General features: G+C 71.0%; 26 protein-coding genes. 10 read left to right on the top strand and 16 right to left on the bottom strand.

The genetic code is table 11. From position 1 onward, the window contains the following. Positions 1-15 precede the first annotated feature (15 nt). The 4 genes from ACO4JP_RS15200 to ACO4JP_RS15215 all read right to left on the bottom strand — a co-directional run bounded on the left by ACO4JP_RS15200 (position 16) and on the right by ACO4JP_RS15215 (position 6176). The gene (locus ACO4JP_RS15200) at positions 16-3039 is read right to left on the bottom strand and encodes a glycoside hydrolase family 2 TIM barrel-domain containing protein (RefSeq protein WP_425954816.1); all 3024 of its coding nucleotides are present in this window, start codon (positions 3037-3039) and stop codon (positions 16-18) included. Then, the gene (locus ACO4JP_RS15205) at positions 3036-3902 is read right to left on the bottom strand and encodes a carbohydrate ABC transporter permease (protein WP_425954817.1); all 867 of its coding nucleotides are present in this window, start codon (positions 3900-3902) and stop codon (positions 3036-3038) included. The genes ACO4JP_RS15200 and ACO4JP_RS15205 overlap by 4 nt, the downstream gene beginning before the upstream one ends. Beyond that, complete coding sequence (locus ACO4JP_RS15210; RefSeq protein WP_425954818.1) at positions 3895-4791, bottom strand: carbohydrate ABC transporter permease; 897 nt, start codon at positions 4789-4791, stop codon at positions 3895-3897. The genes ACO4JP_RS15205 and ACO4JP_RS15210 overlap by 8 nt, the downstream gene beginning before the upstream one ends. Positions 4792-4862: 71 nt before the next feature. Next, positions 4863-6176, bottom strand: a complete 1314-nt coding sequence (locus ACO4JP_RS15215; RefSeq protein WP_425954819.1) for an ABC transporter substrate-binding protein — start codon at positions 6174-6176, stop codon at positions 4863-4865. A 169-nt stretch (positions 6177-6345) separates the two neighbouring features. On the opposite strand from ACO4JP_RS15215, the gene ACO4JP_RS15220 reads away from it, so the two are divergent. The 5 genes from ACO4JP_RS15220 to ACO4JP_RS15240 all read left to right on the top strand — a co-directional run bounded on the left by ACO4JP_RS15220 (position 6346) and on the right by ACO4JP_RS15240 (position 10120). Next, positions 6346-7362: a LacI family DNA-binding transcriptional regulator gene (locus tag ACO4JP_RS15220; RefSeq protein ID WP_425954820.1), complete on the top strand. Its 1017-nt coding sequence runs from the start codon at positions 6346-6348 to the stop codon at positions 7360-7362. A 119-nt stretch (positions 7363-7481) separates the two neighbouring features. After that, a complete protein-coding gene (locus ACO4JP_RS15225) occupies positions 7482-7871 on the top strand; it encodes a DoxX family protein (RefSeq protein ID WP_425954821.1) in 390 nt (129 codons plus the stop codon). A gap of 37 nt (positions 7872-7908) precedes the next feature. Further along, a complete protein-coding gene (locus ACO4JP_RS15230; protein ID WP_425954822.1) occupies positions 7909-8487 on the top strand; it encodes a TIGR03086 family metal-binding protein in 579 nt (192 codons plus the stop codon). A 168-nt stretch (positions 8488-8655) separates the two neighbouring features. Continuing rightward, positions 8656-9585 carry a sulfurtransferase gene (locus ACO4JP_RS15235; RefSeq protein ID WP_425954823.1) on the top strand — a complete coding sequence of 310 codons (930 nt, stop codon included), beginning with the start codon at positions 8656-8658 and terminating at the stop codon, positions 9583-9585. Positions 9586-9673: 88 nt separating this feature from the next. Further along, entirely contained in the window at positions 9674-10120 is a 447-nt protein-coding gene (locus tag ACO4JP_RS15240) for a SufE family protein (protein ID WP_425954824.1), read from the top strand. Between the two features lie 77 nt (positions 10121-10197). Here ACO4JP_RS15240 and ACO4JP_RS15245 read toward each other — a convergent pair whose 3' ends face one another. The 8 genes from ACO4JP_RS15245 to ACO4JP_RS15280 form a co-directional block, all read right to left on the bottom strand. After that, complete coding sequence (locus ACO4JP_RS15245) at positions 10198-10887, bottom strand: response regulator (protein ID WP_425954825.1); 690 nt, start codon at positions 10885-10887, stop codon at positions 10198-10200. Next, entirely contained in the window at positions 10884-13472 is a 2589-nt protein-coding gene (locus tag ACO4JP_RS15250) for a DUF4118 domain-containing protein (RefSeq protein WP_425954826.1), read from the bottom strand. The genes ACO4JP_RS15245 and ACO4JP_RS15250 overlap by 4 nt, the downstream gene beginning before the upstream one ends. Positions 13473-13486: 14 nt before the next feature. Then, positions 13487-14131 carry a potassium-transporting ATPase subunit KdpC gene (kdpC, locus tag ACO4JP_RS15255; RefSeq protein ID WP_425954827.1) on the bottom strand — a complete coding sequence of 215 codons (645 nt, stop codon included), beginning with the start codon at positions 14129-14131 and terminating at the stop codon, positions 13487-13489. Positions 14132-14134: 3 nt separating this feature from the next. Further along, a complete protein-coding gene (gene kdpB / locus ACO4JP_RS15260) occupies positions 14135-16309 on the bottom strand; it encodes a potassium-transporting ATPase subunit KdpB (protein ID WP_425954828.1) in 2175 nt (724 codons plus the stop codon). A gap of 76 nt (positions 16310-16385) precedes the next feature. Continuing rightward, a complete protein-coding gene (gene kdpA, locus ACO4JP_RS15265) occupies positions 16386-18053 on the bottom strand; it encodes a potassium-transporting ATPase subunit KdpA (protein WP_425954829.1) in 1668 nt (555 codons plus the stop codon). Positions 18054-18060: 7 nt separating this feature from the next. Then, positions 18061-18153: a K(+)-transporting ATPase subunit F gene (gene kdpF, locus ACO4JP_RS15270; protein ID WP_425954830.1), complete on the bottom strand. Its 93-nt coding sequence runs from the start codon at positions 18151-18153 to the stop codon at positions 18061-18063. Then, entirely contained in the window at positions 18150-18278 is a 129-nt protein-coding gene (locus tag ACO4JP_RS15275; RefSeq protein WP_425954831.1) for a hypothetical protein, read from the bottom strand. Before ACO4JP_RS15275 ends, kdpF begins: the two co-directional genes overlap by 4 nt. A 193-nt stretch (positions 18279-18471) precedes the next feature. Then, a complete protein-coding gene (locus ACO4JP_RS15280) occupies positions 18472-18606 on the bottom strand; it encodes a hypothetical protein (RefSeq protein WP_425954832.1) in 135 nt (44 codons plus the stop codon). Between the two features lie 729 nt (positions 18607-19335). Between ACO4JP_RS15280 and ACO4JP_RS15285 the strand changes: the two genes are divergently transcribed. Both ACO4JP_RS15285 and ACO4JP_RS15290 read left to right on the top strand, forming a co-directional pair. Then, positions 19336-19587, top strand: a complete 252-nt coding sequence (locus ACO4JP_RS15285; RefSeq protein WP_425954833.1) for a hypothetical protein — start codon at positions 19336-19338, stop codon at positions 19585-19587. A 558-nt stretch (positions 19588-20145) separates the two neighbouring features. Continuing rightward, complete coding sequence (locus ACO4JP_RS15290; protein ID WP_425954834.1) at positions 20146-20802, top strand: DUF2510 domain-containing protein; 657 nt, start codon at positions 20146-20148, stop codon at positions 20800-20802. 8 nt (positions 20803-20810) lie between these two features. Here ACO4JP_RS15290 and ACO4JP_RS15295 read toward each other — a convergent pair. Then, positions 20811-21613, bottom strand: a protein-coding gene (locus ACO4JP_RS15295) for an IS5 family transposase (RefSeq protein WP_425957128.1) whose coding sequence is annotated in 2 segments (ribosomal slippage) — positions 20811-21277 and positions 21277-21613 — 804 coding nt in all. Because the reading frame shifts where the segments join, the coding sequence is not laid out codon by codon here. On the opposite strand from ACO4JP_RS15295, the gene ACO4JP_RS15300 reads away from it, so the two are divergent. Next, on the top strand, positions 21495-22565 hold the full coding sequence (locus ACO4JP_RS15300) for a DUF4041 domain-containing protein (RefSeq protein WP_425954835.1): 1071 nt from the start codon (positions 21495-21497) through the stop codon (positions 22563-22565). The two genes, ACO4JP_RS15295 and ACO4JP_RS15300, sit on opposite strands and share 119 nt — an antisense overlap. A 108-nt stretch (positions 22566-22673) precedes the next feature. Here ACO4JP_RS15300 and ACO4JP_RS15305 read toward each other — a convergent pair whose 3' ends face one another. Genes ACO4JP_RS15305 through eda form a run of 3 tightly spaced genes read right to left on the bottom strand, consistent with a single transcriptional unit; the run spans position 22674 to position 25483 of the window. Next, positions 22674-23678, bottom strand: coding sequence for a bile acid:sodium symporter family protein (locus ACO4JP_RS15305; RefSeq protein WP_425954836.1), 1005 nt, complete (start codon positions 23676-23678; stop codon positions 22674-22676). A 43-nt stretch (positions 23679-23721) separates the two neighbouring features. After that, positions 23722-24825: a PfkB family carbohydrate kinase gene (locus ACO4JP_RS15310; protein WP_425954837.1), complete on the bottom strand. Its 1104-nt coding sequence runs from the start codon at positions 24823-24825 to the stop codon at positions 23722-23724. A gap of 4 nt (positions 24826-24829) precedes the next feature. Continuing rightward, on the bottom strand, positions 24830-25483 hold the full coding sequence (gene eda / locus ACO4JP_RS15315; protein WP_425954838.1) for a bifunctional 4-hydroxy-2-oxoglutarate aldolase/2-dehydro-3-deoxy-phosphogluconate aldolase: 654 nt from the start codon (positions 25481-25483) through the stop codon (positions 24830-24832). A gap of 70 nt (positions 25484-25553) precedes the next feature. Between eda and ACO4JP_RS15320 the strand changes: the two genes are divergently transcribed. Together ACO4JP_RS15320 and ACO4JP_RS15325 are read left to right on the top strand one after the other, a co-directional pair. Then, positions 25554-26321: an IclR family transcriptional regulator gene (locus ACO4JP_RS15320; protein ID WP_425954839.1), complete on the top strand. Its 768-nt coding sequence runs from the start codon at positions 25554-25556 to the stop codon at positions 26319-26321. Between the two features lie 12 nt (positions 26322-26333). Next, positions 26334-26717, top strand: a complete 384-nt coding sequence (locus tag ACO4JP_RS15325; protein WP_425954840.1) for a universal stress protein — start codon at positions 26334-26336, stop codon at positions 26715-26717. Positions 26718-26781: the final 64 nt, after the last annotated feature.

Consider the following 26781-nt stretch of genomic DNA (forward strand, 5'->3'; position numbering starts at 1 on the left):
GCGGGCACGTCGGTGCTACAGCCCCTGGAACGTGAACCGGAACTCGAGCTCCTGCCCGCGCGGCAGCAGGTACTCCGGGTGCGTCCGCGCCCCCCACGAGTCGTCGCCACCCACCCCGCGGCGCATGAGCGCGGGGCGCAGCACCGTGCGGTGGATCGGCGGCAGCTCGGTGTGATGACGCGCGTTCTCGATCTCGAACGGCGTCCACGGCAGGGCCGAGAGCTCCATCCCCAGGCTCTCCGGAGCACTGGAGCAGGAGAGGCGCAGGCCCCGCCCCCGGTCGTCCGTCACGGTCGCCCACCGGACCCCGGTGTGGTTCCCGGCCTCCTGCGGTCGCAGGTACGGCGTGAGCTGGTCCTCGACCTCGGCCGAGAACACCCCGAGCCGCGCCCCGCCACGCCGGTCGACGTACGACTCCTCCGGCCCGTCCCCGTACCACCGCAGGTGCGACAGGTCCGCCGACGTCTCGAGCAGCAGCCCCACCTCGGGCGGATCGGTGAGCCCCGCCCCCGGCCGCAGCGACTGCGTCACCTCGATGCGCCCGTCCCCGAACACCCGGTAGGCGACGTCGCACTTCGACGCCGGCGCCGTCGGCAGCTCGTACGTGTACCGCACCTCGACCGAGTCGAAGTGCTCGGTGACCGCGGGGCCGCCGCGGGCCGCCCGCGCGTAGCGGGAGGCGAGCAGCCATGAGCCGTCCTCGAACGGCATGCCCCAGCCCGACTCGTTGGACGTCGGCGCGTGCCAGAAGCTCGGCCGCGGCACGGACGCGAGCAGCTCGCGGCCGCCGTCGTGCGTCAGGCCGAACCGGTAGGAGGCGAGGCCACCGTGGATCTGCGAGAAGAGCGCGCTGAAGTGCGTGCCATGCACGCCGATGTTGTGGATGCCGCGCACCACGCGAGGCGCCGGCGCCTGCACGACTGCGCGCACGCCCGGCCGCACCACCACGCCCTGCCCGAACGCCACCTCGTGCCCGGCGTCGGCCCAGTCGGTCGCGGACCTCAGCCGGAACGAGACGTCCACGGTGTACTCGCCACCTACGGCGGGCACCGCGACGGGCAGCGGGAACGTCGCCTTGTCCCCCGGCGCGAGCGCCACGTCGAGCGGCGCCCTCGCGACCGTCACGCCCTCGCGCCGGACGACGACGTCGGCCGCGAACGCGGCGGCGTCCGTGAACAGGTGCCGGTTCTCCACTGCCACCGACGACTCGTCCACCACGACGCGCAGGGGCTGGTAGACGTGCCGCACCTCCTGCAGCTTGGGCGTCGGGCTGTGGTCGGCGAACACGATGCCGTTGCCGCAGAACTCTCCGTCGTGCGGCGCCTCGCCACAGTCGCCGCCGTACCCCAGGAACGGCCGGCCGTGGCGGTCGCGCAGCGCGATCGCCTGGTCGGAGAAGTCCCAGATGAAGCCGCCCTGGAACAGCGCCTCCCGATAGGCCAGCTCGGTGTAATTCTCGACGGCGCCGAACGAGTTGCCCATCGCGTGCGCGTACTCGCACAGGATGTAGGGCTTGTCGCGGTGCTCGGCCAGGAACGCCTCGATCTCCGCGGCCGGTGCGTACATCCGCGAGACGACGTCGGTGGTCTCGGGGTAGCGCGGGTCGTGCGCCACGCCCTCGTAGTGGACCGGCCGGGAGTCGTGCGCGCGGAACCAGTCGGCGACGTCGCGGAAGTTGGTGCCGCCGAACGCCTCGTTGCCGCACGACCACATGACGATCGACGGGTGGTTCTTGTCGCGCTCGAACATCGCCTCGGCGCGCGCCAGCAGCGAGGGACGCCACTCGGACCGGTCCCCGGGCACGGCCTCCTCGATGCGGCGCCGCCCCTGAATGATCTCGTCCCAGACGCCGTGCGCCTCGACGTTCATCTCGTCGACGATGTAGAGGCCGTACTGGTCGGCGAGCTCGTAGAAGAACGAGTTGTTCGGGTAGTGGCTGGTGCGGACGGCGTTGATGTTCGCCCGCTTCATGAGGCGCAGGTCCGCCTCCGTCTGCTCGCGGCTCATCACGCGGCCCTGCAGGCCGAACTCGTGCCGGTTGACGCCGCGGAACACCACCCGCTGCCCGTTCACGCGCAGCACGCCGCCCTCGATGCCGAAGCGGCGGATACCCACGCGCTGCGGCACCACCTCGACGACGGCTCCCGCGCCGTCGAGCACCTCGAGGCGCAGCGCGTACAGGTGCGGGTCCTCGGCGCTCCAGAGACGCGGCTTGTCGACGACGACGGCGAGGTCGCCGGTCTCGTCGGCGGTGAGCGCGCCGACGCCGTCGAGCGTGGCCCGCACGGAACCGTCCCCGTCGAGGGCGACCCGCACGCGCACGACGGCGGACGCGCGGTCGGGGGCCACCTCGGTGGTGACGCGGACGTCCTGCAGGTGCACGGCCGGACGCCGGTACAGCACCACGTCGCGGAAGATGCCGGAGAACCGGTAGAAGTCCTGGTCCTCGATCCACGACTGCCCAGAGAACTTGATGACCTGCACGGCCAGGCGGTTCAGGCCGGGGGCGACCGTGGGCGTGAGGTCGAACTCCGACGGCGTGTACCCGTCGGTGCCGTACCCGACGTACGTGCCGTTGTGCCAGACGGCGATCGCGCTCTCGGCGCCGTGGAACGTGACCGACAGCCGCTCGCCCGGGTCGAGCGGGCGGTCGAGCTCGTAGTCCTTCACGTAGCTGCCGACCGGGTTGTACCCGGTGGGCACCTCCCCTGGCGCCACCTGCTCGTGCCCGTCCCACGGGTACTGGACGTTCGTGTACTGCGGCCGGTCGTAGCCGAGCAGCTGCAGATGGGCGGGCACGGGCACGTCGTCCCACCCCGAGGTGTCGGCTGCCCAGAACTCGGGCAGCGTGCCTGCGGGGTTCTTCGCGTAGTGCAGCTTCCACAGGCCGTTGAGGCATTGCTCGAAGCTCGATGCCCCGGCGGCCGCCTCGCCGTCGTCCGCGAACCAGCGGTGGTCGGAGTGCGCGGGAAGCCGGTTCTCGGCGACGAACGTGGGGTCGGCGATGCGGTTGAGGTCTCGGGTGAGATCGAAGTTCACTTGACTGCTCCAGTGATGCCCTGGGCGAACGACCGCTGCAGGACGAGGAAGATGACGACGGTCGGCAGGGACGCGAGCAGCACGGCGAGCATGAGCACCCCGTAGTCGGTCACGTACCCGGCCGTGAGATTGGACAGGAGCATCGGCATCGTCTGGTAGGTGTTGTCGACGAGGATGACCTTGGGCCACAGGAAGTTGTTCCACGCCGTCATGAACGTGATGACCGCGGCTGCGGCGAACGTCGAGCGCATCGTCGGCAGGTAGATGCGGCCAAAGATCGACAGCTCGCTCAGACCGTCCAGGCGGGCCGCCTCCAGGATCTCGTGCGGGAACCCGCGCGAGGCCTGGCGGAAGAGCAGGATGAGGAACGGCGTGGAGATCGCGGGCAGGATCACTGCGAACGTCGAGTTCACGAGATCGAGCCTCGCGAACATCCGGAACAGCGGGATCATCGTCGCGGCGAACGGGATCATGATCGCCAGCAGCAGGATCCGCATCATGCGGTCCTTGCCCCGCGAGTGGAACACCTCGAACCCGTACCCGGCGATCGAGCAGATCACCAGCGCCCCCACTGTGGTGAGGGTCGCGTTCACGAACGAGTGCCACATCGCGCTCGCGACGTCCTGCTGCGCGAAGAGCTTGTCCAGGTTGCCGAGCAGCGCCCCGCCCGGCAGCAGCCGGGAGTCGAGGACGTCCTTGCTGGTGTTCGTCGCCGAGACGACCATGTAGTACAGCGGGAAGACGGATACGACGGCGGCGACGGTGAGGAAGGCGTAGCGGGGAAGCCGCCGCAGCGAAGGCCTCGGCGCCCGTGTGGCGGGCGGGGCGACGACGGGTTCGACCTTGGTGGCGAGCTCAGTCACGCCGGTCACCCACCTTCATCTGCAGTGCGGCCAGCGCCGCCACCATCAGCAGGATGGCGTATGACAGCGCAGAGGCGTAGCCGAAGTTCGGGTTTCGGTGGAACGAGATCTCGTAAAGGTAGTGCGCCATCGACATCGAGCTGTTGGCCGGGCCGCCCTGCGTCAGGTTGTAGGACTCGTCGAAGAGCTGGAGCGTGCCGTTCGTCGACAAGATCGCCGTCAGCAGGATCATCGGCTTGAGCTGCGGCACGGTGACGTACCAGAAGGACTTGACGGGGCCGGCGCCGTCGATGCGCGCCGCCTCGAACGTCGTCGGCTCGAGGTTCTGCAGCGCGGCCAGGTAGAAGACCATGTTGTAGCCGGTCCACCGCCACAGCAGGCCCAGGATGATGACGAGCCGCGCCGTGCCGGGCGTGCCGAGCCAGTTGATCGGGTGGTCGATGAGCCCGACGGCCCGCAGAGCGTCGTTCACCAGGCCCTCGTTCGAGAACAGGGTGCGGAACACGAGCGAGTACGCGACCAGCGAGACCGCGCAGGGCAGGAAGATCGCCGTCCGCCACATGCCGCGCAGCCGCAGCCGGGGGTCGTTGAGCAGCGTCGCCAGGATGAGCGCGAGCAGCAGCATGATCGGCACCTGCACCACGAGGTAGATGAAGGTGTTGAGAAGCGTGGTGTGGAAGATGTCGTCTTCGAGGAGCCGCTGGTAGTTCGACCACCACGGGTCGGCCCACTCGAGACGCGTCCCGCGGCCGGTCTTGAAGGAAAGGATGAACGCCTGGATCATCGGCCAGAAGTTCATCCAGGCGATGAGCAGTGCGGCCGGGAACAAGAACGCCCAGCCGGTGAGGCTGCGGCGCCGCTCCGGCACCGAGAGTGTCGCCGTCGACACGGGGACCACCTTTCGAGGGGCCGGTGGTGGGGGCCGGTCGCCCGGCCCCCACCCAGGTCACGTCAAGCGGGTCACTTCATCGCGAACTCGACGGTCTGCTGTGCCTCCTCGAGCGCGGCCTTCGGGTCCGTGCCCGACATGATCTTGGTGACTGCCGCGCTCACGGCGTCGCGGCCCTCGTAGTAGTAGGCGCCGGTGTTGTTGCTGGGCACCTTGGTGGAGAAGCCCACGACCTTCTGGAAGATCTTGTCGCCGCCGAAGAACGGCTGCGGCTGGGCGTACACGTCGCTCTCGCCCGCGGGGGTCCAGTTCGCCAGGGCGCCCGACTTCGGCAGGATCGTGTCGTACAGCTCGGTCGAGCCGGCGAACGTCGAGTTGAGGAAGTCGATCGCCAGGTCACGGTTCGCGTTGGAGCTGACGGCCCACGACGAGCCGCCGTTGGCCGAGTAGTTCGTGGCGTCGGGGACGCCCTCGAGCTTCGGCAGGTTGGTGATGCCCCACTTGCCGGACTGGTCGGCGGCCGTCTGGATCGAGCCGACGATCCAGACGCCGTTGATGGTGCCGGCCACGTCCTCGTTGACGAACGTACCGATGTACTCGTCCCACGAGTTCACCTCGACGAACACGCCGGACTGGACGAGCTTCTGGTACGTGTCGATCGCGGCGAGAAGGGCCGGGTTGTCGGCGATGGTGGGCTTGCCGTCCTTGTCGAACAGCGACGCGCCGGCCGACTGCAGCATCATCATGATGGTGTCCGACGCCCCGGCCTGGCCCGACAGGAGCGGCTTGCCGGTCTTGGCGAGGACGTCCTTGCCCTGCTCGAGGAACTTGTCCCAGCTGATGTCCGTGAAGTCGGCGACCGTGTACCCGGCCTGCTGGAGCACGTCGGCCCGCAGCGCGGTGATCGCGGTGCCGTTGTCGAACGGCATGCCGTAGTTGACGCCGTCGACCGTGGAGTAGTCCACGACAGACTTCGGGAACTTCGAGAAGTCGACCTTGGAGTCGGCGTAGTCGTCGAACAGGTCCGGGTAGTTGATGACGTTCTTCTGGAACGCGTTGTTCTGCACCAGGAAGATGTCGGGGAGCTGGTCCGTCTGCTGCGACTGGGCGAGCGTCGTGAGCTTGGTCTGGAGGTCGTCCCAGGGCGTCTCGACGACCTTGAGCGTGAAGTCCGGGTGGTCCTTCTTGTAGATCTTCGCGGCCTCGTTCATCGCGTAGATGTTGAAGTTGGGGTCCCATGCCCACACCGTCAGCGAGTTGCCGCCGCTCGAGGCGTTGGAGGAACCGTCGTCACCGGAACCGCCGCAGGCGGCGAGGGACGCCAGCAACGGCAACGCGGCGGCCGCCGCGAGCCAGGCACGTGCCGTGCGCTTCGGTGCGCTCATCGTGTCGAACTCCTTCGTCCGGATGCGGTCGACCATGACCGACAAATGTTGACGTGAACATACGCCCGGCGCCGGAGTCTGTGTCAACGGTCCGAGCGTCACGGAATGATCACGACTGCAGCGCGCCGCGCGGGATGTCGACGTCATCAGGCGGGCTACGATCCGCTCTATGGCCACCCCTCGTCGCGGGCCGTCCATCCAGGACGTCGCACGCCTCGCCGGTGTCTCGTCCCAGACGGTGTCGCGCGTCTCGACCGGGGCGGACTACGTCCGCGCCGACACCCGGGCGCGCGTGCTCGAGGCGATGGACCTGCTGGGCTACTCCCCCAACCACGCCGCCCGCGCCCTGCGCAACGGGGCGTTCGGCACGATCGGCCTGCTCGCCCACCGGTTCGAGCGCACGGGCGAGGCCCTGACCACCGAGGGCGTCCTCGAGGCCGCCCAGGCCGAGGACTACGCGGTCACCCTCGTCGACGTCCGTCGCCCCGAGCCCGGCGACTGGCAGGACGCCGCGCAGCGCCTCACCCACCTGGCCATCGACGGCCTGGTCATCATCCGCGCCGAGACTGCGACGCCGGAGTCGCTCGCGCTGCCCCCCGGCCTCGCCGTCGTCGTGTCCGACTCGCGCCTCGTCGGCCACTACCCCGCCGTCGTCGCCGACCAGCTCGAGGGCACGCGCGCGGCCACGCAGCACCTCCTCGAGCTCGGCCACCGCACCGTCCACCACCTGGCCGGCCCGGAGGACTCCGACCCCGCGAGCATGCGCGCCGCCGGGTGGCGGCGCTGCCTCGAGGAGGCGGGCATCCGCCCGCCGCAGCTGTGGCGCGGCGACTGGACGGCCGCGTCCGGCTACCGCGTGGGGCAGCAGATCGCCGAGGACGACGACGTCACCGCGGTCTACTGCGCCAACGACGAGATGGCGATCGGGCTCGTCCGAGCCCTGCACGAGCACGGTCGGCGCGTCCCCGACGACGTCTCCGTCGTCGGGTTCGACGGCATTGCTCTCGGCGAGTTCACCTACCCGCCGCTGACGACGGTGCGCCAGGACTTCCGCGCCATCGGGCGCGAGCTCGTGCGGCTGGTGCTGGAGCAGTTCCGGTCCCGCACCCGGCTGGGGAACGAGCGCGTGGTCCTCCCGACCGAGCTCGTGGTCCGGGGGACGACGGCGCCACCGCGCCCGCGCTGACGACACCTGACGGCGTCGGCGCGCCGCGCCGCGCGGGTGGTTCCGCCGCACCGGCGTGCGCGCTACCTTGCGTGCGGGCCGAGGCTCGGCGACGACGCCGGGCCGTGAGGGGAGGACGCGTGGACGTCTTGCTGTGGGTCGTGGCCGGGCTGCTCGCGGCCGTCTACCTCGTGATCGGGTGCGTGAAGCTGCTGCGCGGGCGCGCGCTCGCCGACCGGATGGCGTGGGCCGGGGCCTTCCCCGACGTCGTCGTGCGGTTCATCGGGCTCTGCGAGATCGTGGGCGCGCTGGGGCTGGTGCTCCCCCTGGCGGCCGGCAGGCTCGTATGGCTGGTGCCGCTCGCCGCCGCAGGGCTGGTGCTGCTGCAGCTGCTCGCGATCCTCGTGCACGTGCGCCGCGGGGAGACGCAGCAGCTCGGCGTGAACGTGGTGCTGCTGGTGCTCGCGCTGGTGGTCGCGGTCGGGCGGTTCGCGGAGTGGACGATGGCGACGGCGGCGGTGACCGCTTAGGAGTGCGGGCAGGCCTCGCTGCGGCGATGGTCTACCCATGACGATCTACGAGGAGCGCCGGGCCCTGCACGCGGACCTGCTGGACGACGTCGCGCGCTACGTCGCGGAGGCGAGCCACGGCCCGCTGGACCTGGCCACGCCCTGCGCGGGCTGGGACCTTGCCGCGCTGCTGTCGCACATGGTCGGGCAGAACGCCGGCTTCGCGGCCGCCGTCGGGGCCGGGTCGGCGCCCGAGGTGGCATACGCCGGGCCGCAGATCACTCCAGCGAACGCCGTCGCCGCGTGGGACGAGTCCGCCGCCGCACTCCGGGCCTCGTTCGCGCGGGCCTCCCCCGACGACGTCGTGCACCTCGCCGAGCTCCGCCGCGACGTCACCGCCGCCGGTGCGCTCGCTATGCAGCTCCTGGACACCGCGGTCCACGCCTGGGACGTCGCCACGACTCTGGGCCAGCACTACCGACCGTCCGAGGAGGTCGTCGGCCTCGTGCACGACCAGGCCCGCATGATCGCGGCGCGCGGCGGGACGCCCGGCGTCTTCGCGGCGCCGCTGGACGAGACCGGTGCCGACGCCTGGGCCGACGCGCTGCGGCTGCTCGGCCGGGACGCGGCGGCGTAGGAGCCCGTCGGGGCGCGTCCGGGAGCGCCGCCTGAACCTCCGTCCACATGCTGGTCCCATATTTCGAGACACTGCCCGCCAGGTGGACGAATCTCGGCCCGGACGTGGTTGCGTACACGGTGAGCGGCCGCGACGACGCCGGCCGCAAGGACCACGCAGGAGGCACCCATGCCCGCACCCCTCGACCCGTCCCCGCGCATCGCCGAGTACGCCCACCCCGAGCGCCTGGTCACGACGGCGTGGCTCGCCGAGCAGCTCGCCGCCGGCACCACCGACCTCGTCGTCGTCGAGTCCGACGAGGACGTGCTGCTCTACGAGACCGGCCACATCCCCGGGAGCGTCAAGGTCGACTGGCACACGGATCTGCTGCAGCCCGTCGAGCGCGACTACCTCGACGGCGCCGGCTTCGCCGAGCTGCTCGGCTCCAAGGGCATCGGCCGCGACACGACGATCGTGCTCTACGGCGACAAGAACAACTGGTGGGCCGCCTACTCGGCGTGGGTCTTCACGCTGTTCGGCCACCAGGACGTGCGCCTGCTCGACGGCGGCCGCAACCTGTGGGTCGCCGAGGGCCGCGAGCTCACCACCGACGCCACGACGCCGGTCGCGGTGGACTACCCCGTCGTCGAGCGCGACGACGTCACCTTCCGTGCCTTCAAGGAGGACGTGCTCGCCCACATCGGCCGGGGCCCGCTCGTCGACATCCGCTCGCCGCAGGAGTTCACGGGCGAGCGCCTGCACATCCCGGACTACCCGGAGGAGGGCGTGCTCCGCGGCGGCCACATCCCCACCGCGCGCAGCGTCCCCTGGGCGACGGCGGTGGCCGCGGACGGCACCTACAAGTCCCGCGCCGAGCTCGAGGCGATCTACCAGGCCGGCGGCCTGGGCATCACCGCCGACGACGAGGTCATCACCTACTGCCGCATCGGCGAGCGCTCGTCGCACACCTGGTTCGCGCTGCACTTCCTGCTCGGCCTGGAGAAGGTGCGCAACTACGACGGCTCGTGGACGGAGTGGGGCAACGCGGTGCGCGTCCCGATCGTCGCGGGCTCGGAGCCGGGCGCGGTCCCGGCGTCGCTGGCCGCCGCGCACGCCTGAGCCGCACCACCTGGTCTCGACAGGCTCGACCACCGGCCCCGTCGGTGGCCGAGCCTGTCGAAGCCGTTTCCACGAGAGACTGGGACCTATGACCGACTCCTCCGAGCTGCCTGAGGCGCTCGCCGAGATCCGTGACGGCTTCCTCGAGCTGGGCGAGCGCGACCGGCTGCAGCTCCTCCTCGAGTTCGCCGGCGAGCTCCCCGCGCTGCCGCCGCGCTACGCCGACCACCCGTCGCTGCTCGAGAAGGTCGAGGAGTGCCAGTCGCCGGTGCGCGCGTTCGCCGAGGTCGAGCCCGACGGCGTGCACTTCTACGCGACGGCGCCGCAGGAAGCACCGACGACCCGCGGGTTCGCGTCGATCCTCGCGCAGGGCCTGACGGGCCTGTCGACGGAGGAGGTCCTCGCCGTCCCGGACGACTACGCGATGACCCTGAGCCTCAACCGAGCCGTGAGCCCGCTACGCCTGAACGGCATGACAGGCATGCTCACCCGCGCGAAGCGCCAGGTCCGCGAACAGCTCGCACGGGTGTCCTGACACCCCCGTTGTGGGACCCTCCGGCTCCGGCCAACAGCCCCGAAAACCGGAGCCGCAGGGTCCCACAACGGGCTCTCTTACGGCTCGAAGCGGTAGCCCGCTCCCGGGTGGGTCAGGATGTGCTCCGGGTGGGCCGGGTCCTTCTCCAGCTTGCGGCGGAGCTGCGCGCTGTAGACCCGCAGGTAGTTCGTCTCCGACGAGTACGCCGGACCCCACACCTCGTGCAGGAGCTGCTGGCGGCCCACCATGCGGCCACGGTTGCGCACCAGCACCTCGAGCAGCCCCCACTCCGTCGGGCTCAGCCGCACCTCGGCCCCGGCGCGCGTCACCGTGCGCCGGGCCAGGTCGATGACCAGCTCGCCCGCCTCGACCACCGGCTCGTCCGACTCGGCCGCCGGCTGTGCGCGCCGCACTGCCGCGCGCAGCCGTGCGAGCAGCTCGTTCATCGCGAACGGCTTGGTCACGTAGTCGTCGGCGCCGGCGTCGAGCGCGTCCACCTTGTCCTCGCCCAGCTGGCGTGCGGACAGCACGACGATCGGCACGTGCGACCACCCGCGGATGCCAGCGATGACGTCCAGCCCCGCCACGTCGGGCAGCCCCAGGTCGAGCACGACGACGTCGTGCCGCGCCGTCGACGCGGCGTCGAGCGCCTCGGTGCCCGTGTGCGCGACCGTCACCTCCCAGCCGTGGGCGCGCAGGTTGATGGACAGGGCCCTGGCGAGGCCCGTGTCGTCGTCGACGACGAGGACGCGGTTGCCCAGGCTCATCGGGAGGCCTGCTCAGGGGCCGAGGTGGACTCGACCACCGGAGGCGCCTCGAGCACTGCCGCCGGCACCTCCGTCGCGGGCGACGCCGTCGGGACCGTCACCACCATCGTGAGCCCGCCCCCGGGGGTGTCCTCGGCGACGACGCTCGCGCCCACCGCGCGCGCGAGCCCGTCCGCGACCGCGAGACCCAGGCCGAGCCCGGTCCCCGACGTGTCCCCCAGGCGCTGGAACGGCTGGAACATGGTCTCCTTGCGGTCGTCCGGGACCCCCGGCCCGGTGTCCACGACGCGCACCACGACGCCGTCCGGCAGGCGCCCGGCGCAGACGCGGACCCGCGAGCCGGAGTGCCGCACCGCGTTGGAGACGAGGTTGGCCACGACGCGCTCCAGCAGCCCGGGGTCGGTGCGCACCAGCGGCAGGTCCTCGGGCACGTCGAGGTCGAGGCCGTCGAGCCACGGCTCCACGGCGAGCAGCACGATCTCCTCGAGCGACGCCGCGCGCGTGACCGGCCGGACGGCCCCGGTCTGCAGGCGCGAGAGGTCGAGCAGGTTGTCGATGAGCCGCTCGAGCCGCGCGGTCGACTCGGCGAGTGTGGTCTCGAGCGCCTCGGTGTCCTCGGGGTCGAGCTCGACGTCGGGGCTGGTCAGCCCGTCGACGGCGGCACGGATCGAGGCGAGCGGCGTCCGCAGGTCGTGCGAGACGGCGGCCAGCAGCGCGGTGCGCGTGGCCTCCGCCTGCTCCAGCGCCTTCGCCCTGAACGCGGCCTCGCGCAGCCGCCGGTGCTCGAGCACGATGCGCGCCTGCGCGCCGAACGCCTCGACGGCCTGCCGGTCGCTCGCCGGCAGCGCGCGTCCCACGAGCACCAGCCGGTGCTCGTCGTCGATGCGGACCTCGGAGGCCTCGCCGTCGGCCGACGCCGGGCGCGGCGACGCCGTCGCCACGACCTGCCAGGGCTCGCGGTCGCCGGCGCGCTCCTCCAAGCGGACGGCGTCGAGCCCGAACGTCTCGGCCAGCCGCTCGACGACGGCCTGCGCCGTGTCCTCCCCGGACAGCACGGAGCGGGACAGCGCGGCGAGCGTGGACGCCTCGGCCCGCGCCCGGTACGCCTCGACCGTGCGCCGCGCGGCGATGTCCACCACCGTGGCGACGGCGAGCGCGACCACCACGAACACGGCCAGCGCCAGCAGCTCGCTCGGCTTGGCGACGGTAAACCGCCCCGTCGGCTCGGTGAAGAACCAGTTGAGGCACGCGAAGGACACGAGCGCGGCGAGCTGCGCGGGCCACAGCCCGCCCAGGATCGCCACCCCCACCACGAGCGCGAGGTAGAACATCAGCGGGCTGGACAGATCCGCGGGCGCGGCGTCGACCAGCAGCAGCAGCGCCGCGAGCGCCACGGGCCCGACGACGGCGGCGACGAACCCGAGCACCCGCCGGGTCAGGGACAGCGAGGACCACCGTGAGCGCGCGCGCCGGCCGGCGCCGGCGCGCTCGTGCGTGACGAGGTGCACGTCGACCGTGCCGGACAGGCGGGCGATCTCGGCGCCGGTGGAACCGAGGAACGCCTGCCGCCAGCGCGAGTGCCGTGAGACGCCGACGATGATCATCGTCGCGTTGACGCCGCGCGCGAAGTCGACGACGGCGGAGGCGACGTCCTCCCCCACGACGGTGTGGAACGTCCCGTCGAGGGACTCGACGAGCGCGCGCTGCGTCGCGATGGCGGCGGGCGTGGCGGCGGGCAGGCCGTCGGTGGGCAGCACGTGGACGGCGATGAGCTCGGAGCCGGACGCGCGCTGGGCGATGCGGGCGCCGCGCCGGATGAGCGTCTCGGTCTCGGGCCCGCCGGTGACGGCGACGACGATGCGCTCGCGCGCCGGCCAGGTGCCGGTGATGGCGTGGTCGGAGCGGTAGCGGGTCAGGGCGTCGTCGACGCGGTCGGCGAGCCACAGCAGCGCGAGCTCGCGCAGCGCGGTGAGGTTGCCTTCGCGGAAGTAGGACCCCAGCGAGGCGTCGATCTGCTCGGGCCGGTAGACGTTGCCGTGCGCGAGGCGCCGGCGCAGCTGCTGCGGCGAGAGGTCGACGAGCTGGATCTGGTCGGCGTCGCGCACCACCTGGTCGGGCACGGTCTCGCGCTGCCGCACCCCGGTGACGGCCTCGACGTCGTCCGTGAGGGACGCGAGGTGCTGGACGTTGACGGTGGTGACGACGTCGATCCCGGCGTCAAGCAGCTCGTGGACGTCCTGCCACCGCTTGGCGTGCTCGGAGCCGGGCGCGTTGGTGTGCGCGAGCTCGTCGACGAGGACGACCTCGGGGCGCCGGGCGATGATCGCCGGGGTGTCCATCTCGGTGAGCGTGGTGCCCCGGTAGTCGATCGCGCGCCGCGGCACGATCTCGAGGCCTTCGAGCTTCGCCGCGGTCGCCGCGCGTCCGTGCGTCTCCACGAGGCCCACGACGACGTCGGTGCCGCGCCCCTTGCGGCGCGCCGCCTCGTCGAGCATCGCGAACGTCTTGCCGACGCCCGGCGCGGCGCCGAGGTAGACCATGAGGCGGCCCCGCCTCGTCACCTCGCCCTGATCGTGCACCGTCACGGGACGATCGTCTCTCACCCGAGCTGCCGGATGGCGATGTTCAGCGCCAGGACGTTCACGCGCGGCTCCCCGAGCACGCCGAGCGGGCGCCCGGACGTGTGCTCGTCGACCAGCCGCTGGACCGCAGCGGGCTCGAGGCCGCGCGCCGCCGCGACCCGCTCCACCTGGATCGCCGCGTAGGCGGGCGAGATGTCGGGGTCGAGGCCGGAGAACGATGCCGTGACGGCGTCGGCGGGGACCTGCGACGGGTCGACGCCGTCCTCGGCGGCCACCTGTGCCTGGCGCTCGCGGACTGTCGCGGCGAGGTCGGGGTTGAGCGGGCCGAGGTTCGAGCCGCCCGAGGCGCGGGTGTCGTACCCGTTGCCGGCCACCGAGGGCCGCGGGTGGAACCACTCGTCGCCGGTGAAGGCCTGCCCGACGAGGGCCGAGCCGACGGCCTGCGCGCGGTCGGTGGTGCGCTCGCCGGTGGCGGTGACGAGCGAGCCGTTCGCCTGCCATGGGAACGCCACCTGCGCGACGCCGGTCATGGCCAGCGGGTACGCCAGGCCGAGCAGCACGGTGAGCAGGAGCAGGACGCGCAGCCCGGCGAGGCCGTGGCGCCCGAGGGCGGCGAGGCTGCTCGCGGTGCTGGCTGCCGAGGTGGTGGTCAGAGTGGACATGAGTCAGATCCCCGGGATCAGCGTGACGAGCAGGTCGATGAGCTTGATGCCGATGAAGGGCGCCACGATCCCGCCGAGCCCGAACACCAGCAGGTTGCGCCGCAGCAGGCTCGCGGCCGACGACGGCCGGTACTTCACGCCCTTGAGCGAGAGCGGGATGAGGGCCACGATCACGAGCGCGTTGAAGATGACGGCCGAGAGGATCGCGGACTGCGGCGAGGACAGCCGCATGACGTTGAGCACCTCGAGCTGCGGGAACAGCCCCATGAACATCGCGGGGAGGATCGCGAAGTACTTCGCGACGTCGTTGGCCACCGAGAACGTGGTCAGCGCCCCGCGCGTGATGAGCAGCTGCTTGCCGATCTCGACGATCTCGATGAGCTTGGTCGGGTCCGAGTCGAGGTCGACCATGTTGCCGGCCTCCTTCGCGGCTGTGGTCCCGGTGTTCATGGCCACGCCGACGTCGGACTGGGCGAGGGCCGGCGCGTCGTTGGTGCCGTCGCCGGCCATCGCCACGAGGCGCCCGCCGGTCTGCTCGCGGCGGATGAGCGCCATCTTGTCCTCGGGCGTGGCCTCGGCGAGGAAGTCGTCGACGCCGGCCTCGGCCGCGATGGCCGCGGCGGTGAGCTTGTTGTCGCCGGTGACCATGACGGTGCGGATGCCCATGGCGCGCAGCTCGTCGAACCGCTCGCGCATGCCCTCCTTGACGACGTCCTTGAGGTGGACGACGCCGAGCACGCGCGCCGGGCGGTTGCCGAGCTGCTCGGCCACCACCAGCGGGGTGCCGCCCGACGTCGAGACCTCCTCGACGAACCCGGCCAGCGTGGCGGCGTCGGCGTCGGGGACCTGCGCCCCGGTGGAGTGCAGCCAGGCGGCGATCGCCGTGCCGGCACCCTTGCGGATGCGGTAGGCCTCCCGGCCGCGCGCCAGGTCGACGCCAGACATGCGCGTCTGCGCGGTGAACGGCACGAGCTCGGCGTCGGCGGGCAGGTCCGCGGCGTCCTGGAGCAGGGCGTCCACGAGCTCGACGATCGACCGCCCCTCGGGCGTCTCGTCGGCGAGCGACGACAGCCGCGCAGCGACGGCCAGCTCGTCCTCGGTCACTTGCCCGACGGCGAGCACCCGCGCGGCGCGGCGGTTGCCGTAGGTGATGGTGCCGGTCTTGTCGAGCAGCAGGACGTCCACGTCGCCCGCGGCCTCGACCGCGCGGCCCGACATCGCGAGCACGTTGCGCTGCACCAGGCGGTCCATGCCGGCGATGCCGATCGCGCTCAGCAGCGCGCCGATCGTCGTCGGGATGAGGCACACCAGCAGAGCCGTGAGCACCAGCAGCGACTGGCGCTGCCCGCTGTAGGTCGCGAAGGGCTGCAGCGTGGCGACCGCCAGCAGGAAGATGATCGTCAGCGAGGTCAGCAGGATGTTGAGCGCGACCTCGTTCGGCGTCTTCTGCCGCTCCGAACCCTCGACCAGGGCGATCATGCGGTCCACGAACGTGGAGCCCGCGGGGGCGGTGATCCGGACGACGATGCGGTCCGACAGGACGACGGTGCCGCCCGTGACGGCGCTGCGGTCGCCACCGGACTCCCGGATGACCGGGGCCGACTCGCCCGTGATCGCCGACTCGTCCACGGACGCGACGCCCTCGATGACGTCGCCGTCGCCCGGGATGGTCTCCCCGGCCTCGACCACGACGACGTCGCCGACCCGCAGCGCCGTGGACGGCACCGTGGTGGTGTCGAGCGTGGCGAGGCCCGAGCCGTACACCAGGGTGTCCGTGGGGGCGACGACCTTGCGGGCGGTCGTGAGCTGTTGCGTGGCCCGCAGCGAGCTGGCCTGCGCCTTGCCGCGCGACTCGGCGACCGACTCGGCGAGCGTCGCGAACAGGACGGTCAGCCACAGCCAGACGGCGATCCACCAGGCGAACACCGCGGGCTCGACGATCGCGAGCACCGTCGTGACCACGGCGCCGACCTCGACGACGAACATGACGGGCGACCCGATCATGACGCGCGGGTCGAGCTTGCGGACGGCGCCGGGGAGGGCGGCCTTGACTTGGGCCCAGCTCAGGCCGCGGCCCGCGCCGACCTGGCGCTTGGCAGGGCGGCGCGCGGCGCCGTCGTCGGACCGGGACCCGCCCGGCTGCTCGGGGCGGAGAGGGGTGCGCAGGGAAGTACTCATGCACGTACTCGCTTCGCTCCGTGCGCGCACGAGGCACGACGCGCACTGTGTTGGTTGATTCGCTCGCTTCGCTCGCTCATGAGAGGGACTCCACGATCGGGCCGAGTGACAGCACGGGGATGAAGGTGAGGCCCACGACGATCAGGGCCACACCGCCGACCAGGCCGACGAACATCGGCTTATAGGTGGGGAGGGTGCCCGCCGACGGCGGCACCGCTCGTTGCGAGGCCAGCCGCCCGGCGAGGGCGAGGACGAATGCGATGGGGACGAACCGGCCGAGGAGCATCGCCAGGCCGATCATCGTGTTGTAGTACGGCGTCGCGGCGCCGAGACCGGCGAAGGCGGAGCCGTTGTTGTTGGCACCCGACGTGAAGCCGTACAGCACCTCGGTAAGGCCGTGGGGGCCTGCCTGCGAGATGCCGTCGAGGCCGGCCGGGACCACGACCGAGATCCCGGTCATGACCAGCACGATCGCGGGCATCGTCAGGATGTAGAGGGCGACGAGCGTCATCTCCTGGCGGCCGATCTTCTTGCCCAGGTACTCGGGCGTGCGGCCCACCATGAGGCCCGCGATGAAGACGGCGAGGATCGCCACGATGAGCATGCCGTAGAGGCCGGAGCCGACGCCGCCCGGCGCGACCTCGCCGAGCATCATGTTGAAGAGCGCGAGGCCGCCGCCCGGGGCCGTCAGCGAGTCGTGCGCGGCGTTGACCGCGCCCGTCGAGGTGCCTGTGGTGGAGGCGACGAACAGCGCGGATGCGGCCGGGCCGAAGCGCACCTCCTTGCCCTCCATGGCGCCGCCCGCGAGCTGGGGCACGAGGCCTGGGCCGGCCATCTCGGACCAGGTGATCAGGGCGACCATCCCCGCCCACAGGCCGCCCATGACGCCGAGGATCGCCCAGCCCTGCCGGCGGTCGTCGACCATGAGGCCGAACGTGCGCGGCAGCGCGAACGGGATCAGGAGAAGGAGGAAGACCTCGAACAGGTTGGTGAACGCGTTGGGGTTCTCGAACGGGTGGGCCGAGTTGGCACTGAAGAAGCCGCCGCCGTTGGTGCCCAGGAGCTTGATGGCCTCCTGCGACGCGACCGGGCCGCCGAGCGCGCTCTGCGAGCCGCCCGTCAGGGTGGTGACCGCGTCGTGCGGGCTGAGGTTCTGGATCACGCCGGCCACCATGAGGACGACGGCGCCCAGCACGGCGATGGGCAGCAGGATCCGGAGCGTGCCCCGCACCAGGTCGGCCCAGAAGTTGCCGACGCGACCGTCGGTGCCCGAGCGCGCGAAGCCGCGGACGAGCGCGACCGCCACGGCCATGCCGACGGCCGCCGAGACGAAGTTCTGCACGGCCAGGCCGGACATCTGGACCAGGTGCCCGGCGAGCTGCTCGCCCGAGTAGGACTGCCAGTTGGTGTTGGCCACGAAGCTCGCGGCGGTGTTCCACGCCGTGGCAGGGTCGAAGTTGCCGAAGCCGAGGTTCCACGGCAGGAAGTGCTGCAGGCGGGCCAGCGCATAGAGGAACAGCAGCGACGCCGCCGAGAAGCCGAGCAGCGAGAGCAGGTAGGCGCTCCAGCGCTGGTCGGCGTCGGCGTCGACCTTGGCGAGGCGGTAGAAGGCGCGCTCGGCGCGCAGGTGCTTGGGGGTCGTGTAGACGTGCGCCATGTAGGCGCCCAGCGGGTGGTGCACGACGGCGAGCGCGAGGACGAGGATCCCGACCTGCCCGAGGGCGAGCCAGACTGCGGTGGTCACGGGCGGCTCACCGGACCTTGTCGCTGCGCAGCAGCGCGACGAAGAGATAGACGAGCAGCGCGGCGGTCAGGACGAGCCCGAACCAGTCGGAGATGTTCACGACTCCCTCCCCTCGTCGCGCGGGGAGGGCTGGGGGGTCGCGCCGCCGTCGCCCAAGCGACGGGCGACGACGGCGATCGCGGCGAAAACCACCACGGTCAGCAGGGCGTAGGCCACATCGGTCATGGGGCTGTTGTACGTCTCGCCCCGGCGCGCGGAGCGAGTCCTGACGGTTTTCTGATGCTGGTTGCTCGGGTGTGGACGGGGTGCTAGCGGTTGCCCGCCCGTCCTCGGAGTCCGCCCAGGCAACTATCCTCCGTTGCGGTGGCGCGTAGAACCCGATCGGCGGCGTCTGCAGGTGGAGCGTTGCCTCGACCTGCTACAGCTCGATGCTCAGGTAGCCGAAGCGAGCACTGGAGCTGAGCTGAGGCTCGCTCGGGCTCAGCACCAGTGCGACCACGACGAGTGCGGTGGCATCAACCAGAAACGAAGTGAGCACGAACCTGATGAGCATCGAACGCCTTTCAGGTTGAGTCCCAACCCGACGATCTTGGGTCGCCTGACCCCGTTTGGTGGACACGCTCGATCCGGCTCGTGCCGAAGGAAGCGAGACTCTGTCCGTCGCAAACAAGCGCTACTCGGAGGAGTTCCGACGTGATGCCGTCGAGCTGTATCGCGTGACGGAGGGTGCGAGCCTCGTCGAGATCGCTGACGAGCTCGGTTGTCTCGAAGTCGGCGCTGACGCGCTGGGTAGAGCAGGCAGGCATCCCGACCCGTCGTCCGAGGTCGGGCACCCGCACGGACGTCGCGGAGGCGACCCAGGAGAGCTCCGAGCAAGAACTCGTACGGCTGCGTGACGAGGTGCGCAGGCTCGCGGCTGACAACCAGCGCCTGACGGCCGAGCAAAACATCCTGCGAAAGGCAGCGAAGCATTTCTCTAATGATCCCAGCTGGCCTGGGGTCGGCTGACAGGCTGGGCTCGGCCTCGCTCGGCCAGACCCGAAGTATTTCTGGCGGCGTGTCACTTGCTGTGGTCGTCTGCTCTTCCTGCGACTTGTCCGCCGGGCGAGGTCGTGGCCGGTCCTGTCCGGTCCTGCTGGCTTGAAGCTCGTCCGCGCCGTGCGCGCGTGACTCGTTAGAGCACTGCTGCGAGACCCCCTCCAGGTTCGGCGCTGCCCTGCTGGAGAACTACAGAGGAGTCTTCGTTGCCCAAGTTGCCGAGCTGGTCGAGTACGTCATCGGCGTGGACACCTATGCCGCCACCCACGACTACGCGGTCCTGGCCGCCGCCGCCGGCGCCGTCGTCGATCAGGCGCAGTTGGTTGGTCGTAACCCAGAGGCAGAAGACTGGGTGTACAACGAACGGATGCTCCAGCGTCATAGCGCCTTGGTCGCCAGGCTCACAGGACAGGTTGCCGCCGACGGGCCCGCCGGTGAAGAAGCCGAACCCACCCGACCAGGACCGCTACCGGACGCGACTGCCCCCGAAAATTGACTGCACTCGTGCCGCAGTGATGGGGGCGCTTGCGGTCCTCCACGTCCAACCCAACGCGCATTTCGCCACGCTGTCGACGACGGTCGAAAACTAGGCCAGGACGACGCCGGAACGGCTCACATTTCGAGCGTCGTCGACACACGCGCTATCGACGGCAGCGATCGCCGGAAGGTTCACTGCGCGCCGGCTCGCGATCTGCCGTGGTGGTATGGCGGCGCTTCGCTGATGCTCAGCGGAGCGCGACACGCTGGCGCCTCGCGAGCGTTTCGGTGAGCGAGGCGGCGGAGCCAGGTGCCGGATTGGGAGCGAAAACGCACACCGCCTCGCTCCGTGAGACGGTGCGTGGCGGTGCGGAACGCGGGCAACGGCGCGGACTCGGCAGGGCTCAAGAAAACGGGACGTGAGCCTGAGGAGTGCCTGCTAGTCCGTCCTCACCAGATCGACGTCGGTCTCGGTGGCGATGACACATGCTCCAGTGCGCGCCAACCGTGAACTGGGCGGCAGGGCTACGACTGACACTGCTCATCGACACGTGACTCGACGCGAAAGGTGAGCAGCATGACGGTGCAGACCCCAGCAGGCTGGTATCCGGACGGCACGGCAGATGTTGTGCGCTGGTGGGACGGCAATCAGTGGACACAGCACACGAGGCCACACCCGCCTAAGGCCGCGACACCGCCGGAACCGGTCGCGAGCGACACGATCACCGACCTACCGATCAAGGTCACGCGACTTGGCGCGTACAAGCAGGCGCAGGAACTCGCCGCGGCGCTGACGGCGGAGAAGCGACGATGTGCCGTCTTGGCGAACAACCTCGCCAAGACCGGCGCGTTGCCCCTCGCCGAGATTCAACTGCAGACGGAGCGGGCCCAGAGTGAGTTGGAGCGGGCGCGTGCTGCGGCACTCGCGGAACAAAGTGCTGTCGTTGAGCAGCGACAGCACTTGTGGGGCGAGATCGCGAAGTTGCAGACGCAGGTCATCGATGTGCGCGAGTCGCTCGTCTTGCAAGAGGTCGGCCTGTACAACTTCGAGCATCCAGCAGAGAACTCCGTAGCCCTCGCGGCAGAACTCGCGCAGGTGCGAGCGGACATTCGAGCAGCGTGCGCCAAAGACGGTGGCGCTTGGACGGCGACAACACAGTTCGTTTTCAACAACTCAAACGCCAAAGGCAACAAATTCGTCCGCGATCTCGCGAAGATGATGCTCTCTGCTTAGAGGTTGTCTCACGTGGCGGCCTGGAGCTTCTTGAATGCCGTGATGGTGGCACCGAGGGCGACGAAGGCGGCGTAGAGGTTGGCGTGGCGTTCGTAGCGGATGGTCAGGCGGCGGTAGCCGGTGAGCCAGGCCAGGGTGCGTTCGACCTTCCAGCGGTGACGGCCGAGGCGTTCGGAGGAGTCGATGCCGCGGCGGGCGATCTTCGGGGTAATGCCGCGCTGACGCAGGAAGGTGCGCAGGTGGTCGTAGTCGTAGCCCTTGTCGGCGCGCAGCTTGTCCGGGCGGCGTCGACGCGGGCCGCGCCGGGACTTCAGCGGCGGGATGCCGCGGACCATCGGCTCGGCCGCTTGGGAGTCGTGCAGGTTGGCCGCCGAGACGCCGACGACCAGCGGCAGTCCGTTCGCGTCGGTGATGACGTGGATCTTGGAGCCCTTCTTGCCCCGGTCGACCGGGCTGGGCCCGGTCAGCGAGCCCCCCTTTTGGCCCGGACGCTCGCGGCGTCCAGGATCACCGAGCTCCAGTCCACCATCCCAGCCGCCCCACACCGGTCCAGGACCCGCCGCTGCACGCGGGCGAACACCCCGGCCCGGGCCCAGTCCGTAAATCGGCGGTGCGCCGTGGCCGGCGAGACCCCGAACGAGCCCGGCAGCATCCGCCACGCGCAGCCGCTGGTCAGCACGTACACGATCGCGGTGAACACCGCCCGCGCGTCCACCGGCGCTGTCCCGCCGCCCTGCGGACGCGGCTCGAAGGCGGGCAGGTCGGGTTCGACAAGCTCCCACAGCTCGTCCGGGACCAGCCGCAACGACAACGGATCGCTCACGCCCCCGGATCATGCCGCCCCAAGCATCGCGAACCGGGCAAACACGCCGAACCAGGGTGAACCACGTGAGACATCCTCTTACAACGCTGAAGCCGAGAACGCGGTCAAGACGGTCAAGGCGGGAAACGTGGGTACCGCGATCAAGCGCCTGCGGTCAATCGCCGAACGTATCGGACGGTACGGGTCGATGATTGACCTTCGCATCACGCACCGCTACGAGGACTTGCGCGAGAAAGAACTTACGCTCACGGCCAGGCACATGCTCGCACTTTCAGCCGAGAAGGAGGCTGAGCGCGAGCGCAAGGCTGAACTGCGCGAACAGGCCAAGATCGAGGCTGAAATGAAGCGCGAACGTCAACGGCTCGAAGGCCAGTTGAAGAAGGAGCGTGAGCACTATGAGCATGTCATCGCTTCGCTGCGGGAGCGTGGGGATGACATGGCAGCGGCCGCAGCCGAGGCCGAGATGGAAGCCAAGATCGCGGACGTGAACAAGGCGATCGAGGATGTCGACTACCGTGTTGCGAACCAGCGTGCTGGATATGTGTACGTCATCTCGAACGTAGGCTCGTTCGGCGAGCATATGGTCAAAATCGGAATGACCCGCCGTCTTGAACCGATGGATCGTGTCAGGGAGTTGGGCGACGCATCCGTACCCTTCAAGTACGACGTTCACGCCCTGTTCTTCTCCGACGACGCGCCCGGAACTGAAGCGATGCTGCACAGGGCATTTGAGCACAAGCGTGTGAACAAGGTAAATCGACGGCGCGAGTTCTTCAACTGCACTCCGCAAGAGGTGCTCGACGTCCTGCGGCAGCAGCATGTAACGGTCGTGGAGTTCACCGTAGCGCCAGACGCAGAAGATTTCCGTCAGTCTGGCGGAGTCCTACAGAGACCGCAGGCGGCGCCCCCCGGGACTGCTGCACGATCAGGTGACGCTTGATCTGTGGTGCCGTGTGGCGCCGCTGGAAGGTTTGTCATCGTGCCAGACCTCATCCCAAGGGGTTTCGCGACGATGTCGTGGCCGTCGCCCGTCGCGGCGAGGCTCCGGTCAAGCAGATCGCGAGGGACTTCGGGACTCGCGCACCGCCATGTGCCGGGCCAGCACCGAGCACACCATCAGCTGCAGCTGGTGGAACAGCACCACGGGCACCACGACGGACCCGAGCACCGCCGCCGGCAGCAGCACACCCGCCATCGGCAGCCCGGTCGCGAGCGACTTCGTCGCACCGCACTGCAGCAGCGCGATGCGGTCCGGGATGTTCAGCCCGAGCGCCCGCCCACCCCACCAGGTGCTCGCGAGCACGACGCCGAGGATCACCGCGCACACGCCCAGCAGCGCCACCACGGCCCACGGCGAGATACCCCTCCACGTCCCGGCCGCCGTCGCGCTGGCCACCGCACCGAGCACCACGAGCAGGATGGTGCCGCGGTCGACGGCGAGCGTCAGCGGCCGGTGCGCCCGCACCCAGCCGCCCACCCACGGCTGGAGCAGCTGCCCGACGACGAACGGCGCGAGCAGCCCGAGCAGCACGTCCCCCAGCCGGGAGAGACCGACGCCGGCGATCCCGGCACCGCCGTCGACGACGTCGGCCAGCAGCCACAGCACCAGGAGCGGCGTGAGCAGCATGCCCAGCACGTTGGACACGGTGGCGCCGCAGATCGCGCCGGCCACGTTGCCGCGGGCCACGGACACGAACGCGACGGACGACTGCACCGTCGAGGGCAGCAGCGACAGGTACTGGATCCCGACGGCGAACCCCGCGCCGACCCACGGCTCGACGAGGTTCCCCACGGTCATCCCGACCAGCGGGAACAGCACGAACGTCGAGGCGAGGATCCCGCCCTGAAGTCGCCAGTGCCTGAGCCCGGCCCACACCTCGCGCGTGGAGAGGCGGGCGCCGTAGAGAAGGAAGAGCAGGGCGACCGCGACGTGCCCGGCGACGCCGATGACGCGCAGCGCGGCGTCGGGCAGCGGCACGAGGAGCCCGAAGAGCAGCACCCCGACGAGGGCGACGATGAACGGATCCACCCACTGCCTCAGGACGCGCCGCACCCGCCGACCCTACCGACAGACCTGCGAGGCGACGCGGGCTCGCTCAGCGCTGCACGCGCGCGCTGCCACCGCCCGCGAGCTTCGCGACCTCCGCGAGCGTCGCCGTCGTCGTGTCGCCCGGCGTCGTCATCGCGAGGGCGCCGTGCGCGGCGCCGTACTCCACCGCTTCCTGCAGCGTCGACAGCTCCATCAGCCCGTACGCCAGGCCCGACGCGAACGAGTCGCCGCCGCCCACGCGGTCGTAGATCTCGAGGTCGGGGCGGTGGGTCGCCTCGACGAAGCCCTCGGCGCGTGACCAGGCGATGGCACCCCAGTCGTTCCGGGTCGCCGAGCGCACGCCGCGCAGCGTCGTCGCGATGACCTGGAAGTTCGGGTAGGCCGTCGAGGCCTGCTCGATCATCGCGCGGAACGCGCTGGTGTCCAGGTCCACCAGGTCTTCTGCGACGCCCTCGACGTCGAAGCCGAGCGACGCCGTGAAGTCCTCCTCGTTGCCGATCATGACGTCGACGAGCGAGGCGAGGCGCTTGTTGACCTCCTGCGCGCGGGCCGGTCCGCCGATGCCCTTCCACAGCGAGGGTCGGTAGTTGAGGTCGTAGGACACGATCGTCCCGTGTGCCCGCGCGGCCGTCATCGCGGCCTCGGCGACGTCGGCCGACGACTCCGACAGGGCCGCGAAGATACCGCCGGTGTGGAACCAGCGCACGCCCTGCGAGAAGAGCCCGTCCCAGTCGACGTCCTCGGGCTTGAGCTGCGCGACGGCGGTGTTGCCGCGGTCCGAGAGGCCGACGGCGCCGCGCACGCCGAACCCGCGCTCGGTGAAGTTGAGGCCGTTGCGGACGGTGCGACCGATGCCGTCGTAGTCGCGCCATTGAATGTGGGAGGTGTCCAGGCCCCCTTGGAGGATGAAGTCCTCGACCAGGCGACCCACCTCGTTGTCGGCGAGCGCCGTGACGACGGCGCCGCGCAGCCCGAACGCACGGCGCAGGCCGCGGGCCACGTTGTACTCGCCGCCGCCCTCCCAGACGTCGAAGGTGCGGGTGGTGCGGATGCGGCGGTCGCCCGGGTCGAGGCGCAGCATGACCTCGCCGAGCGCGACGACGTCGTACCTGCACTCGGTGGCGGGGCGGGTGGTGATCGAGGTGCTCACGGGGTCAGTCCTCCGGCGTCGTCGTGCGGGGGGCGGCGAGCGCGACGGCCTCGACCGTGCGGCGGGTGATCTCGGCCCAGTCGCCGGCGGTGACCAGCGGACGCTCGACCATCCACGACCCGCCCGCGGCGATGACGGACGGCAGATCCAGGTAGTCGTGCAGGTTGACGGCGTTGACGCCGCCCGTCGGCATGAACCTGACCTGCGGGAACGGGGCGGAGAGCGCCTTGATCGCGGCAGGCCCGCCGGCGATCGAGGCGGGGAAGAGCTTGACGGTGCGCACGCCGAGGTCGAGGGCGCGCATGACGTCCGACGCCGTCGCGACGCCCGGCAGGATCGGCACGCCGAGCTCCTGTGCGCGCCGCACCACGGGCTCGAACGTCCCCGGCGAGACGATGAACTGCGCGCCCGCTTCGACGACCTCGTCGACCTGGGCGGCGGTGACGACCGTGCCGGCCCCGACGAGGACGTCGGGCTGCTCGGCGGCGACGGCGCGCAGGGCCGCAAGCGCATTGGGCAGCCGCAGGGTGATCTCGGCGACAGGCAGGCCGCCGGCCACGAGCGCGTCGGCGAGCCGGGCGCCCTCGTCCGCGCCGTCGACGACGACGACGGGGACGATGCGCAGCGCGGCGATCCGGTCGAGGACTGAGGCGTCCATCGGGACTCCGTTTCGTGATAGTGAACGCAGGTTGTACTCTGCGCAACGAACGGTACCGGAAGGAGACGCCGTGCCCGACCCCAGCCCCATCGGCGCCGTCGACAAGGCCCTGCTGGCCCTCGACGCGCTCGCGCGCACCGGTGCCGCCGGAGCCCAGCTCGCCGACCTCGCCACCGAGGTCGGCGTCCACAAGACCACGCTCCACCGCACCCTCGCCGCGCTGCGCCACCGCGGCTACGCCGAGCAGACCCCCGACGGCGCCTACCGCCTCGGCGCCGCGGCGCTCACCCTCGGCAGCACGTTCCTCAGCGAGGAGAACCTGCCGGTCCTGCTGCACCCGGCCCTGACGACGCTGAGCCGGCAGGTCGACGAGCTCGTGCACCTGGGCGCCCTGGCCGGACGCGAGATCGTCTACCTCGACAAGGTGGAGCCGCAGCGGGCCGTGCGGGTGTGGTCCGCCGTCGGGCGGCACCGGCCGGCCGCAACGACGGCGCTCGGGCGCGCCTGGCTCGCCGCCGCGGAGGCGGCCGGCGAGCCGCTCGACGACGCCGCCCTCGCGCGCCTCGCGGGCGACGACGCCGCACCCGCGGACCTGCGCCGCGCCCTCGACGCGGCGCACGCCCACGGGTACGCGGAGGAGAACCAGGAGAACGAGCCCGGCATCGCGTGCGTCGCGGTCGCCGTCGTCCGGGCGGGGCGCCCGGTCGCGGCCGTGAGCATCACCGCGCCGGCCGAGCGGCTGACCGGCAGCGCCCGCCGGGCCCGCCTGGCCGCGTTGCGCGAGTCGCTCCCAGAGATGCTGCCTGCGGGTCTGGGAGTGCCGGGCCTGGGTGCGTGAGAAGGTGAGGCCATGACCGTGCTCGTGGCCTGCAACGACTCCCTCCACGGCGTGGCGGCGCTACGTGTCGGCATCGCGGAGGCCGCTCGACGACGCCTCCCGCTCTCGGTTCTCGTCCTCAACCCGGGCGACACCGTGCCCGACGTCCTCGCCGCCGTCCTCGCGGACCTGCCCGAGGGCCTGACGCGGCCCGCGGTGAGCTTCCGGCCCGACAACGCCGAGCCGAGCGACGCCGTGCTCGACACCGCCGACGCCGTCGACGCGACGCTCGTCGTCATCGGTGCCCGCAAGCGCTCGAGCCAGGGCACGTTCGTCATGGGGACGACGACGCAGCGCGTGCTCCTCGACGCGTCCGTGCCCGTGCTCGTAGTCAAGGACACATACGACCAGCCGTGAGCGCGACGCGCTGAGCGATGGGCGCAGGCCCGGGCCGCCGCTGCGCATCCCGCTGCGCCCGCTC

This window comes from Xylanimonas sp. McL0601 (genome assembly GCF_049852175.1).
In the GTDB taxonomy this organism is placed as follows: Bacteria; Actinomycetota; Actinomycetes; order Actinomycetales; family Cellulomonadaceae; genus Xylanimonas.